The following is a 13,972-nucleotide window of genomic DNA, read 5'->3' on the forward strand; positions in this document are numbered from 1 at the left end:
AAAATACAGGGTTAAAAAAGGGAAATGCATAAAGACGTTGAATATTTTTCTTATAAATAGTAAAGTTGCGATTGGTGTTCCATATATTGACTTGTATGGTATAAATAAAGAAGGAGGTGCCAAAGAATGAACAGCAATGAAATATATGTTAGTCTTGACATCGGTACATCCAATGTTAAAGTCATCATTGGTGAAATGGTTAATGACAGCTTAAACATTATTGGTGTTGGAAACGTAAAATCAAATGGTTTGAAAAAGGGCTCTATAGTTGACATAGACGAGACTGTTCGATCAATTAAAAAAGCAATTGAACAAGCTGAACGCATGGTGGGAATTCACATTGAACAAGTTGTTGTTGGTGTCAATGCAAACCAAGTACAGTTGCTTCCTTGCCACGGAGTAGTCGCTGTTTCAAATGAAGATCGTGAAATCGGGAATGATGATGTTTTACGAGTTTTAGATGCAGCGCAAGTTGTATCAATTGCTCCTGAACGTGAATTTATTGATGTGGTGCCTCGACAATTCATTGTAGACGGTCTTGACGAGATTAACGATCCGCGCGGGATGATCGGCGTAAGATTAGAAATGGAAGGTACATTAATTACAGGCTCAAGAACTTTACTACATAACTTACTTCGTTGTGTAGAAAAAGCTGGTCTTGAAATTGTTGATATTTGCCTGCAACCGTTAGCGGCTGCGACAGTTGCTTTATCTTCTGATGAAAAAAACAGAGGAGTGGCCCTTGTTGATATTGGCGGGGGATCTACAACTTTATCCATTTTTAGAGATGGAGAGTTACAAGCGACGAGTGTATTGCCATTAGGTGGAGATCATATAACAAAGGATATCGCTATAGGGCTAAAAACTTCAACAGAGAATGCAGATCAAATTAAGCTGAAATATGGACATGCTTTTTATGATACGGCTTCTGAAGAAGAGGTGTTTACGGTTCCTATTATGGGAAGCGATCAAACAGAACAGTATTCTCAATTAGAGTTATCTGATATTATTGAGGCACGTGTAGAAGAAATTTTAATGTTCGTTCAAGACGAAGTGCGCAAATTGGGAGTGAAACAAGTAGCTTCTGGTTATGTGCTTACTGGTGGTATTGCTTCTATGCCAGGTATTCTAGATCTTGCATCTGATATTTTACATGAAAATGTTCGTATAGCAACTCCAGATTATATTGGTGTTCGTGAGCCTCAATATACAATTGGAGTTGGGTTAATTAAACACTCTTATCAAAAAGCTAAATTACGAGGGAAAAGCGTTCAAGAAACGCAAGAGCATTTTGACCCAGTACCAGCAACGATGCCGGTACAACAGCAACCTGTGAAACAAAAAACTCGTAATCAAAACAATAATGATCAAAATGATGAACGTATGATGTCAAAAGTAAAACGTGTATTCCGTTACTTATGGGATTAAAATTGGACAAGAAAAATGAGGTTCTAGGGGGATTTCGACATGTTAGAGTTTGATACTACTCAAGATCAATTAGCGAATATAAAAGTTATCGGTGTCGGCGGCGGCGGAAATAATGCTGTAAATCGTATGATTGAGCATGGCGTACAAGGTGTAGACTTTATCGCCGTAAATACTGATGCACAAGCATTAAATCTATCAAAAGCTGAAACGAAAATGCAAATTGGTGGAAAATTAACGCGTGGACTTGGTGCCGGCGCAAATCCTGAAGTAGGAAAAAAAGCTGCTGAAGAAAGTAAAGAGCAGATCCAAGAAGCACTTCGCGGTGCAGATATGGTCTTTGTAACAGCTGGTATGGGCGGTGGAACTGGAACTGGTGCAGCTCCAGTAGTCGCACAAGTTGCAAAGGAATTAGGCGCATTAACAGTTGGTGTTGTAACGCGTCCATTTACATTTGAAGGACGTAAACGTGCAACACAAGCTGCATCTGGTATTGCAGCATTTAAAGAAAATGTAGATACATTGATTGTAATTCCAAATGATCGTTTACTAGAAATTGTAGATAAAAATACACCGATGTTAGAAGCGTTCCGTGAAGCGGATAACGTATTACGCCAAGGTGTTCAAGGTATTTCAGATTTAATTGCTACACCTGGTCTTATTAACTTAGACTTTGCAGACGTAAAAACTATTATGTCTAATAGAGGTTCAGCATTAATGGGTATCGGTTCTGGTAATGGTGAAAATCGTGCTGCGGAAGCTGCAAAGAAAGCAATTTCTAGTCCGCTACTAGAAACATCTATCGATGGCGCACAAGGTGTTATTATGAACATTACAGGTGGCGCAAACTTAAGTTTATATGAAGTACAAGAAGCAGCAGATATTGTAGCTTCAGCTTCAGATCCAGAAGTGAATATGATTTTCGGTTCTGTTATTAATGAAGGATTAAAAGATGATATTGTTGTAACTGTTATTGCAACTGGTTTTGATGATAGTATTTCAGTTCAACCGCCAAAACCATTTGTACGTCCAGCAACGAATTCAAATTACGCACAACAACAACCAGTAGCTCAACCACAAAAACAACGTGAAGTAAAACGCGAAGTGAAACGTGAAGAGCCTGTTGTACATGATCGTAATACGGATTCAGATGATATCGATATCCCAGCATTTTTACGTAACCGTCGTAGACGATAAAAGAAAAGGAGCTTTCATTTAGCTCCTTTTTTAGTTGTTTAAAAAATGTTAAAACTAGATTTGCCTGTCCAGCTATTGGCAGACTAATGATCATTGAGAGATGAAGAGAATCATTGGATGATTAACGGTTTATTGCAATACATATTCAGAAGAAACTCACTTCGGAAAATACGAGATGAATAAAGTTTACATGTTAGAAAGATCTGTTAAGCAGATCTTTTTTTTGAAATAGCAGCTAATAGTTATATATCTTTCTATAAAAAATCCACGTTTATTTCTTCACGACAGATTATGTCTAGAAACCACAAAATAACAAAAAAACCCCTCCGTAAATTGACACACTTTCTCATTGGATATGCATTATACTAGTCTCAACTTAAAAAAAGAGGTGAATTGTTTGGTTGTTTACGCCGACGTTGTTTGGTTGTTAAACGCCTGCATTGATTTTCTTTTACTTTTATTAACAGCAACGGTGTTAAAAAAGAAGATCAAAAGATGGAGGCTTGTCTTAGGGGCATTTATCGGTTCCACGATTGTTATTTTTGCCTTTACTCCTTTTGCTTCTATGATGACACATCCAATTATGAAACTCGTGTATTCGTTATTTATTGTGTATGCGGCATTTGGATTTTCTACTTTTCGAGATTATACACAGACCGTTTTTACTTTTTATTTTGTAACATTCATGGTAGGAGGAGGATTAATTGGAACTCATTTTTTCCTACAAACAAATGAAATGGTAAATGGGTTAGTGCAGGTAAAATCAATTTCTTATGGTGATCCTGTAAGCTGGATGTTTGTTATTTTTGGATTTCCCATTATTTATTATTTCTCGAAAAAACGTATTGAAAATGTAGAAGTGACAAAGATTCATTATGATCAAATCGTAAAGGTGAATATTAAACTAGCTGAAAATGAAATTGAATTAGATGGCTTAATTGATAGTGGAAACCAACTTCATGATCCTTTAACAAAAACACCGGTTATGGTTATGCATATTTCATCGTTAGAACATTGTTTACCGACATGGTTAACAGAACAAATTTATTCCAAAACAGAGATTCCACAAATACCAGAAAATGATTCTGGTTGGGCAACGAGATTACGCTTAATTCCTTTTCGAGCGGTAGGAGTGGATCATCAATTTTTATGGGCCATTAAGCCAGATATTGTTCAAGTTCATCACGAAGGAAGCGATATGGTTGTCAACAAGGTATTAATCGGATTAAATACACAGCAATTGTCTACCAATGGGGAGTATCAATGCATTATACATCCGAAGATGTTGATATCACAAAAAGTGACAATTGCTTAATGATGAGAGGCGGGAGAACATGGCGAAATTGAAATTTTACTTAGTATACCTTTGGTATAAAGTATTGCTGAAACTTGGAATTAAGACCGATGAAATTTATTATATTGGTGGAAGTGAGGCATTGCCACCCCCTTTGACAAAAGAGGAAGAAGAGGTTCTTTTGAATAAATTGCCAAAAGGAGATCAAGCAGCAAGGTCATTGCTTATTGAGCGTAACTTGCGGCTCGTTGTATATATAGCTCGTAAGTTTGAAAATACAGGAATTAATATCGAGGATTTAATTAGTATTGGAACAATTGGTCTTATTAAAGCCGTAAATACATTTAATCCTGAAAAGAAAATAAAATTAGCGACATATGCATCACGTTGTATTGAAAATGAAATCTTAATGCATTTACGCAGAAATAATAAAAATCGTTCAGAGGTGTCATTTGATGAACCGTTAAATATTGATTGGGATGGGAATGAATTACTGCTATCGGATGTGCTTGGTACAGATGATGATATTATTACAAAAGATTTAGAGGCTACTGTAGATCGTCATCTTCTTATGAAAGCACTGCATCAATTAAATGACCGTGAAAAGCAAATTATGGAGCTTCGTTTTGGTCTTGCAGGCGGAGAAGAAAAAACGCAAAAAGATGTAGCAGATATGTTAGGGATTTCACAGTCTTATATTTCCCGTTTGGAAAAGAGGATTATAAAAAGGTTGCGGAAAGAATTTAATAAAATGGTATAAAGAAGTATGTAAAAAAGCTTATATGATCAAGGGAGATTAATAAAACCAATCGGTATTCCGATTGGTTTTATTGTATTTACAAATCACGCGTTAGTTAGTAAAGATGGAAAAACCATATGCATAAAATTCCCTCCAAAGGAGATACTTTACACTGTACAGCAACTCCCGATAGGAGGGAACACTTTGACGAGAAACAAAGTAGAAATTTGCGGTGTTGATACAGCTAAACTTCCAGTACTAAAAAATGAAGAGATGCGTAAATTATTTCGAGAAATGCAAAGTGGAGAGATAAGCGCAAGAGAGAAATTAGTGAATGGAAACTTACGTCTTGTACTGAGCGTCATCCAGCGATTTAACAATAGAGGAGAATTTGTTGATGATTTATTTCAAGTTGGCTGCATTGGACTTATGAAATCCATTGATAACTTTGATTTAAGCCAAAATGTTAAATTTTCAACATATGCTGTGCCAATGATTATTGGGGAAATACGCAGATATTTGCGTGATAACAATCCGATTCGCGTATCTCGTTCATTACGAGATATTGCGTATAAGGCATTACAGGTAAGAGAAAAGTTAATTGCGGAAAATTCAAAAGAGCCAACGGCAATGGATATTGCAAAGGTTCTTGAAGTAACGCATGAGGAAGTTGTTTTTGCACTCGATGCCATTCAAGATCCAGTTTCGTTATTTGAGCCCATATATAATGATGGGGGAGATCCTATTTTTGTAATGGATCAGTTAAGTGATGAGAAACAAAAGGACGAGCAATGGGTGGAAGAATTGGCATTGAAAGAAGGAATGAAGCGATTGAATGATCGGGAGAAAATGATTATTCGAAAACGTTTCTTTCAAGGGAAAACACAAATGGAAGTTGCAGAAGAAATTGGAATTTCCCAAGCACAAGTATCACGTTTGGAAAAATCAGCTATTAAACAAATGAATAAAACGATTCAAGGATAAGACCTCACCATTTATGGTGAGGTCTTTTTATTTTGTAGTTGCTGTCTATAAAACACGATTGATTTACAGGTTCACTTTATTATGTGTAGTTCAGATTCCGCTCATAGAGGAGATAGCGTATTCATATAATGATAATAAAATGGATTTTCTATTAGCGAGGGTTACTTCCTGTTAATGCGAGATAAAGGAGCGGATGACAATGATACGAATTTCAGAGTTTCAGATGAAGGATGTTGTCAATGTCTCAGATGGAAAAAAACTTGGGAATATTGGAGATATTGATATCGATATGAACACAGGGAAAATTCAAGCAGTTATTATTTCAAAGCAGACACGTATGTTAGGTATATTTGGAAAGGAAGCAGAATTTGTAATCCCCTGGAAACAAATTGTGAAAATTGGAGAGGATGTCATACTAGTAAGAGGCGATCATGTCAATCCTGTAACAGAATCAATACAAACACCGACAATTTCTTAAAGAATATTACAAATTCCTCTTTTTTTTCTGTTGTCATTATGGAAAAATAAAAGTATGGTAAAATAGACAGGAAGTACCATGCTTTTTTAAGCTATTTTAATTAGAAGGAGCCGCTTTATGAGAGAACCATTTAAATATGTGGACGGTATATTGTATTTACAAGCGTGGAAAGATCTTGGAAACATTACTGCTGGATTTACGACAAAAGATGGTGGGGTAAGTACAGGCTCCTTTCATGCGATGAATTTAGGATTACATGTGAATGATATCGTGGAGAATGTTCATGAAAATAGACGTATTTTAGCGAATAAGTTACAAAAACCACTAGAGAATTGGATTTGCTCAGAACAGGTTCATGATCATCATGTTGAAAAAGTAGGACAACAGGAAAAAGGGCGAGGAATTTATTCGTATGAAGATGGTATTCCAAATACGGATGGTATTTACACGACTGATAAAGATGTGTGCTTAACATCTTGTTATGCAGATTGTGTTCCACTCTATTTCTATGCACCATCACATGGTATGATAGGACTTGCACATGCTGGGTGGAAAGGAACTGTTAAAGAGATTGCAAAGGAAATGATTAAAAAGTGGAAAGCGGAAGGTGTCCCTGTTCACGGAATTCATGTTGCAATTGGACCTGCCATTGGATCGTGCTGTTATGTTGTTGATGATCGTGTATTAGCGGCAGCAAAACAAGTAGTAAACGGACGTGTTCCTTATAAATTGATTTCAGATGGACAATATGCGATTGATTTAAAAGAAATTAATCGTATATTATGCGTACAAGCTGGCATAAAAGAAGAGCATATTGTGATGTCGTCTCTTTGTACAAGCTGTGAAGAACAATTGTTTTTCTCACATCGCCGTGATCAAGGGAAAACGGGGAGAATGTTGAGTTTCATAGGTTTTAAGGAGGATTGAAAACAGTGGCAGTACAAGAGAATTTAGTAGTTGTAAAGGAAGCAATTAAAAAAGCGTGTGAACGAGCAGAGCGCTCGGTACAGGAGATTAAGCTTGTTGCAGTAACAAAAACAGTAGGAATTGAAGCAACAAATGAAGTAGTAGAAGCTGGACTTACTGATTTAGGTGAGAACCGAAATGAGGGCTTTTTACAAAAATATGAGCATTTTGGCTCGAAAGTTAATTGGCATTTCATTGGTTCGTTACAAACGAGAAAAGCAAAAGAGGTCATCAATGAGATTGATTATTTACATTCATTAGATCGTCTTTCGCTTGCAAAAGAGATTCAAAAGCGTGCTACAAAGAAGGTTCGATGTTTTGTGCAAGTGAAGACATCACGTGAAGAATCGAAACAAGGTTTATCGACTGAGGAAGCGATTGCGTTTATTCAAGCTTTGCAAGACTTTGATAAAATTGAAGTTGTTGGATTGATGACAATGGCACCATTTACGGAGGAAGAAGCGGAAATTCGTCGTTGTTTTAGAACACTGCGCATGCTACAAAAACAAGTGCAGGAACTAGAATTGCCATACGCTCCGTGTGAAGAGCTATCGATGGGAATGTCAAATGATTACACGATTGCAATTGAGGAAGGTGCTACATATATTCGTTTGGGAACGATTTTAGTAGGAAAAGCGTAAAAGAAAGGAGAATGTTATTATGAGTTGGTCAAAAGTAAAATACTTCTTTTTTGACACACCAGAAGAAAAAGAAGCAGCTCAATATGCTTATGAAAAGGAGCAAACAGAAATGAAAAAGCAACAAGATCCTCCAGAGCAGCAGGATGTCCCATTTACAAAAGTACAACCAAAACAAAATATCGTGAGCATTGAAACGGCAAAACAGTCCTCTAAAGTTGTTTTGTTAGAACCGCGCACATATTCCGAAGCGCAAGGGATTGCCGACCATTTAAAAGGAAGACGGGCTGTTGTTATTAATTTACAAAGAATGTCTACTGATCAAGCTGTGCGCATCGTTGACTTTTTAAGTGGTACTGTATACGCTATAGGCGGGGATATTCAAAAATTAGGACCGAAAACGTTTATGTGTACACCTGAAAATGTGGACATTGTTGGAGCAATTTCAGAGTTGTTCGGTGAAGAGGAAGAGACAAATATAAAGAGGTGGTAATACGCCATGATAATGATTTTACAAATATTGTACTATGCTATTCAAATTTACACTTGGGCGCTTATTATCTATATTCTTCTATCTTGGTTCCCAGGCGCAAGAGAATCAACATTCGGTGACTTCCTTGCACGTATTTGTGAACCGTATTTAGAGCCGTTTCGGAGATTTATTCCGCCGTTTGGTGTAATTGATATTTCTCCAATCGTTGCAATTATTGCGTTGAAATTTGCTGGCAGTGGTTTAGTAAGTCTGTTTCGTTATTTCTTATAGCAAGAGGTTAAATGAATGAGCATCTATGAGCATTTTAGACCTGATGAAGCGGTCTTTGTCGATAAAGTGTTAGAATGGAAGCAGGTGGCAGAAGAGTACCATCAAGTAAAATTAACAGATTTTCTTGATCCACGTCAGCAACAAATTGTAGCTACAGTAATTGGGCATCAAGGAGATGTTGCTTTACAGTTTGGTGGTGCGGCGCCGAAAGCAGAGAGAAAAAGAGCACTTATTTATCCAGATTACCTTGAATTAAATGAAGAAGAATTTCAAGTAGAAGTATTAGAAATTGACTATCCTTCCAAGTTTTATACGCTTGAACATAGGCAAATATTAGGTGCATTTATGTCTCTGGGTTTAACAAGAGAAAAGTGCGGTGATATTTTGCTCCAAGAAAATCGTGCCCAAATTGTAGTTGCAAAAGAAATTGTTTCGTACATTGAAATTAACTTGCAATCGATAGGAAAAATGAAGGTTTCACTCTCACGTGTACAACCAAACCAAGTGTTGCAATTACATGAAGAGTGGAGAGAGCAGTCTGGAACTGTTTCATCACTTCGTCTAGATGTCTTATTAGCCGAAATGCTCCATATATCACGTCAAAAGGTACAACCCCTCATAAAGAATGGTCTTGTGAAGGTGAACTGGAAAATTGTAGAGCAAACTTCCTATGAATGTTTTCCGGGGGATGTATTTTCAGTTAGAGGATATGGACGAAGTAAATTGTTTTCTGTAGAAGGAAGAACGAAACGCGACAAATGGATAATTTTGTATGGTATACTAAAATGATTGATTTTTTAGAAGGAAAAACTCTTATTTTGTCGAAGAAAAGATATAATTTAGAATGAGGAAAATTTAGATAACTACTTGGAGGTGGCGTTTGTGCCGTTAACACCATTAGATATTCATAATAAAGAATTTAGTCGCGGGTTTCGTGGCTATGATGAAGATCAAGTAAATGAATTTCTTGATCAGATCATCAAAGATTATGAATTAGTCATTCGTGAGAAGAAAGCTTTAGAAGAAAAAGTTGCACAATTAGAAGGAAAGTTAGATCATTTCTCTAATATTGAAGACACGTTAAATAAGTCTATTGTTGTTGCACAAGAAGCAGCAGAAGAAGTGAAACGTAATGCACAAAAAGAAGCGAAATTAATTGTACGTGAAGCAGAAAAGAATGCAGATCGTATCATTAATGAAGCTTTAGTGAAATCAAGAAAAGTTGCATTTGATATTGAAGAGTTAAAGAAACAAGCAAAAGTATTCCGTACTCGTTTCCGCATGCTGTTAGAAACACAGCTTGAAATGTTAAACAACGACGATTGGGACAAATTAATTGAGTTAGAAGACGAAGTGGACGAGCTGTTGAAAAAAGAAGAAACAGTGTAAGCTTGACGTTTTTCTCATTATTACATATAATTTTAAACAACATATTTATTAAGAAAAACGAAGATAGGGATAAGTACCTTTTTCACACCTTATATAGCGAACTGAGGATGGTGTAAGCTCAGGATAAGGCGATAAATGGGAATATCACCCTGGAGTTCCGCGCTGAACAAATGAGTAGGCGTAGGCGTATATTCGCGTTAAGAATATAAAGAGGACCTTGTACATATGTGTATGGTCTACTAGGGTGGTACCGCGGGAGACTTTCTCGTCCCTTTTTGGGATGAGAAAGTCTCTTTTTTATTCCATTTTTTTAAGGTCTTTCTTTTATATATTCGAGGAGGAATTGAGCATGGAGTACAAAAACACATTACTAATGCCAAAAACGGAATTCCCGATGCGTGGGAATTTACCAAAACGTGAGCCTGCAATGCAAGAAAAGTGGGCTGAAATGAACATTTACGAAAAAGTACAAGAACATACAAAAGGTCGACCTTTATTTGTGCTACATGATGGGCCTCCATATGCGAATGGTGATATTCACATGGGACACGCATTAAATAAAGTACTAAAAGACTTTATTGTTCGCTACAAATCAATGACTGGATACTGTGCACCATATGTACCAGGTTGGGATACGCACGGTTTACCAATTGAACAAGCTTTAACAAATAAAGGGGTAAAACGTAAAGAAATGACGGTTGCAGAGTTCCGTAAGTTGTGTGCAGAGTATGCATATGAACAAGTAGAACGTCAACGTGAACAATTTAAGCGTCTTGGTGTACGTGCAGATTGGGAGAATCCATATATTACTTTAGAGCCAGCTTATGAAGCACAACAAATTAAAGTGTTTGGTGACATGGCGAAAAAAGGTTATATCTATAAAGGTCAAAAACCAGTTTACTGGTCTCCAACGAGTGAATCTGCTTTAGCAGAAGCTGAAATTGAATACCAAGATAAAAAATCAGCATCTATTTACGTAGCATTTCCTGTAAAAGATGGGAAGAACGTATTAGAAGGTGATGAGAAATTCATTATTTGGACAACAACACCTTGGACGTTACCTGCAAACCTAGGTATTTCTGTTCATCCAGAACTTGAATATAGCATTGTGAAAGTAAATGATGAGAAATATATCATCGCTTCTGAACTATTTGAGACGGTTGCAAAAACGTTAGAGTGGGAAAATACTGAAGTTGTGAAAACGGTAAAAGGTAGCGAGCTTGAGTATACAGTTGCAAAACACCCATTCTACGATCGTGACTCATTAGTTATGTTAGGGGAGCACGTAACAACAGATGCAGGTACAGGTTGCGTTCATACAGCACCTGGACACGGGGAAGATGACTTCGTTGTTGGTAAAAAGTATGGATTAGAAGTACTTTGCCCAGTTGACGATAAAGGTGTATTAACAAGTGAAGCACCTGGATTTGAAGGTTTATTCTATGATAAAGCTAACAAGCCAATTACGGAAAAATTAGAAGAGGTAGGCGCGTTACTAAAATTAACATTTATTACGCATTCATACCCACATGATTGGAGAACGAAAAAACCGATTATTTTCCGTGCAACAGCACAGTGGTTTGCATCTATTGAAGCATTCCGTAAAGAGTTATTACAAGCTGTTGAAGAAACGAAATGGGTACCGGCATGGGGTGAGACTCGTCTTCATAATATGGTTCGTGACCGTGGTGACTGGTGTATTTCTCGTCAGCGTGCATGGGGTGTACCAATTCCTGTATTCTATACAGAGAATGGCGATCCAATTATTACAGATGAAACAATTAACCATGTAGCGGATTTATTCCGTGAACACGGTTCTAACGTATGGTTCGAGCGTGAAGCGAAAGATTTATTACCAGAAGGGTTTACACATCCAGGTAGTCCGAATGGTGAATTCCGTAAAGAAACAGACATCATGGATGTATGGTTCGATTCAGGTTCTTCTCACCAAGCGGTATTGGAAGAGCGTGAAGATTTACAACGTCCAGCAGATTTATATTTAGAAGGATCTGACCAATATCGTGGTTGGTTTAACTCTTCGTTATCAACAGCGGTTGCTGTAACTGGTAAAGCTCCATATAAAGGCGTACTAAGCCATGGTTTCGTATTAGATGGTGAAGGTCGTAAAATGAGTAAGTCAATTGGAAACATCGTCGTACCGAAGAAAATTATGGATCAATTAGGCGGAGACATTTTACGTTTATGGGTATCTTCTGTTGACTATCAGTCTGATGTACGTATTTCAGATGATATTTTAAAACAAGTAGCAGAAGTTTATCGTAAAATCCGTAACACATTCCGTTTCTTACTAGGAAACTTAGATGACTTTAATCCAAGTGAAAATACTGTAGCAACGGCTGAACTTCGTGAAGTGGACCGTTACATGTTAGTGAAATTAAATGACTTAATTACAAAAGTAAAAGAAGCGTATGAAACATACGACTTCGCTGCTGTATATCACGCAATTCATAACTTCTGTACAATTGATTTAAGTTCATTCTATTTAGACTTTGCAAAAGACATTTTATACATTGAAGGTGCAAATCACGAAGATCGTCGTGCAATTCAAACGGTATTATATGATGTGCTTGTTGCATTAACGAAACTTGTAACACCAATCTTACCGCATACAGCTGATGAAGTATGGCCATATATTCCTGGAGTAACAGAAGAAAGCGTACAATTAACTGATATGCCAGAAGCTGTACAATTAGATGGTGCGGAAGCATTAAAAACAAAATGGGATGCATTTATGACGTTACGTGATGACGTATTAAAAGCGTTAGAAGTAGCTCGTAATGAAAAAGTAATCGGTAAGTCATTAAATGCGAGCATTACGCTATATCCGACTGTAGAAATGAAAGCTATGTTAGAGTCTATTAGCGAAGACTTAAAGCAATTATTCATCGTTTCTGAGTATAAACTTGGAGGTACAATCGAAGAAGCACCAGCAGATGCGCCGAAGTATGAGTATACAGCGGTTGTTGTTACTCAGGCAACTGGTGAAACGTGTGAACGTTGTTGGGTAGTTTCAGAAACAATTGGTAAAGACGCTGAGCATGAAACATTATGTGAGCGTTGTGCGACAGTTGTGAAAGAAAACTATGTGAAATAATGATGTAATCAAGAAAAACTGACTGCTATTAATGGCAGTCAGTTTTTTTAGTAATTGATAATATGATGGAGATAAACGATTGGTAAAGTTTAGTCTAATAAATTTTTTCTGTCACTGGGGAATGAACAAGGTTCTTGAATGCTGAGAAGGTTGTTTAAGCTCTTTCCTATGAAGGAAAAATGTGTGTGCGGTAAGGAAGTGAATTTCGGACACACTAACGGTACATTGCAGCCGGGAGGAATGTACACGTGAATGAAATCTATATGGAAATTAGAGAAGAGTTACAATTGATGAGAAAAGAATTACAGGAGCGACTGGCAAAAGAAGCGATGCACACATATTATGTGGAATTCGGACAGGAACTAAGGTATGAACAGAAGGAAGATGAAAAAAAGAAATTGTTCTTACATGATATAAGAGAAGATTTAAAAGACGTGGAACGAGCTTTATTTAAAATGGAAATCAATATGTATGGCATTTGTGAGGAAACGGGGAAATATATTCCTGTACAGCAGATGAAAATGATGCCAACGGCGCGTACAATGGGAGAGTTTTTATATGAAAAGGTAAATGTATAAGTATAATAAGCACAACGATATTATATTACCTTTTTTCATTTTATTTTATTCTTCTATAAAGGTTCATTGTGAAAAGATAGCAGCTATGCTAAAATTTTGAGGTACACTGTCTTTGTGGGGGAAATGAAAATGATATATTATTTAATAGCGTTATTTGTCATTGCCATCGATCAAATATCGAAATGGTTCATTGTAAAGAACATGGAATTAGGTACAAGTATCCCGATTATCGATAATGTATTATACATAACATCACATCGGAACAGAGGAGCTGCCTGGGGCATTTTAGAAAATAGAATGTGGTTCTTCTATATCATTACAGTTGTTTTTGTTGGATTTATTGTATTTTATATGAAAAAGTACGCAAAAACAGATAAACTCCTAGGGATTTCATTAGGTCTTATTT

The 13,972-nt window shown here is 36.7% G+C and carries 15 protein-coding genes and 1 other annotated feature; all 15 genes read left to right on the top strand.

The features are described 5' to 3' along the window. The first annotated feature begins 126 nt into the window (after window positions 1–126). A complete protein-coding gene (ftsA, locus tag V7183_RS06165; protein ID WP_097895086.1) occupies window positions 127–1,428 on the top strand; it encodes a cell division protein FtsA in 1,302 nt (433 codons plus the stop codon). A 39-nt stretch (window positions 1,429–1,467) separates the two neighbouring features. After that, window positions 1,468–2,622 carry a cell division protein FtsZ gene (gene ftsZ / locus V7183_RS06170; protein WP_097895088.1) on the top strand — a complete coding sequence of 385 codons (1,155 nt, stop codon included), beginning with the start codon at window positions 1,468–1,470 and terminating at the stop codon, window positions 2,620–2,622. Between the two features lie 397 nt (window positions 2,623–3,019). Continuing rightward, window positions 3,020–3,937 (top strand): sigma-E processing peptidase SpoIIGA, encoded by a 918-nt coding sequence (spoIIGA, locus tag V7183_RS06175; protein WP_141523154.1) that lies wholly within the window; start codon window positions 3,020–3,022, stop codon window positions 3,935–3,937. 19 nt (window positions 3,938–3,956) lie between these two features. Continuing rightward, entirely contained in the window at window positions 3,957–4,676 is a 720-nt protein-coding gene (sigE, locus tag V7183_RS06180) for an RNA polymerase sporulation sigma factor SigE (protein ID WP_097895091.1), read from the top strand. Window positions 4,677–4,859: 183 nt separating this feature from the next. Then, complete coding sequence (sigG, locus tag V7183_RS06185; RefSeq protein WP_097895093.1) at window positions 4,860–5,639, top strand: RNA polymerase sporulation sigma factor SigG; 780 nt, start codon at window positions 4,860–4,862, stop codon at window positions 5,637–5,639. A 199-nt stretch (window positions 5,640–5,838) separates the two neighbouring features. Further along, the gene (locus V7183_RS06190) at window positions 5,839–6,117 is read left to right on the top strand and encodes a YlmC/YmxH family sporulation protein (RefSeq protein WP_141523153.1); all 279 of its coding nucleotides are present in this window, start codon (window positions 5,839–5,841) and stop codon (window positions 6,115–6,117) included. Window positions 6,118–6,234: 117 nt separating this feature from the next. After that, window positions 6,235–7,044 carry a peptidoglycan editing factor PgeF gene (gene pgeF, locus V7183_RS06195; protein WP_335358987.1) on the top strand — a complete coding sequence of 270 codons (810 nt, stop codon included), beginning with the start codon at window positions 6,235–6,237 and terminating at the stop codon, window positions 7,042–7,044. A gap of 5 nt (window positions 7,045–7,049) precedes the next feature. Beyond that, complete coding sequence (locus V7183_RS06200; RefSeq protein WP_335358988.1) at window positions 7,050–7,724, top strand: YggS family pyridoxal phosphate-dependent enzyme; 675 nt, start codon at window positions 7,050–7,052, stop codon at window positions 7,722–7,724. Window positions 7,725–7,743: 19 nt separating this feature from the next. Next, on the top strand, window positions 7,744–8,214 hold the full coding sequence (locus tag V7183_RS06205) for a cell division protein SepF (RefSeq protein WP_097895100.1): 471 nt from the start codon (window positions 7,744–7,746) through the stop codon (window positions 8,212–8,214). 6 nt (window positions 8,215–8,220) lie between these two features. Continuing rightward, the gene (locus V7183_RS06210; RefSeq protein WP_097895101.1) at window positions 8,221–8,484 is read left to right on the top strand and encodes a YggT family protein; all 264 of its coding nucleotides are present in this window, start codon (window positions 8,221–8,223) and stop codon (window positions 8,482–8,484) included. A gap of 15 nt (window positions 8,485–8,499) precedes the next feature. Next, window positions 8,500–9,273, top strand: coding sequence for an RNA-binding protein (locus V7183_RS06215; protein WP_335358989.1), 774 nt, complete (start codon window positions 8,500–8,502; stop codon window positions 9,271–9,273). A gap of 93 nt (window positions 9,274–9,366) precedes the next feature. Further along, entirely contained in the window at window positions 9,367–9,873 is a 507-nt protein-coding gene (gene divIVA / locus V7183_RS06220; RefSeq protein ID WP_097895105.1) for a septum site-determining protein DivIVA, read from the top strand. Window positions 9,874–9,924: 51 nt separating this feature from the next. Further along, window positions 9,925–10,149 (top strand) — a binding site (T-box leader). A gap of 73 nt (window positions 10,150–10,222) precedes the next feature. Then, a complete protein-coding gene (gene ileS2, locus V7183_RS06225; RefSeq protein WP_097895107.1) occupies window positions 10,223–12,988 on the top strand; it encodes an isoleucine--tRNA ligase in 2,766 nt (921 codons plus the stop codon). 248 nt (window positions 12,989–13,236) lie between these two features. Then, entirely contained in the window at window positions 13,237–13,566 is a 330-nt protein-coding gene (locus V7183_RS06230; RefSeq protein WP_097895110.1) for a molecular chaperone DnaK, read from the top strand. A gap of 129 nt (window positions 13,567–13,695) precedes the next feature. Next, window positions 13,696–13,972: signal peptidase II (locus tag V7183_RS06235; RefSeq protein WP_335358990.1), on the top strand; the 277-nt coding region annotated here is incomplete at its 3' end.

The organism is Bacillus sp. JJ1127, from assembly GCF_036965845.1.
Lineage (GTDB): Bacteria > Bacillota > Bacilli > Bacillales > Bacillaceae_G > Bacillus_A.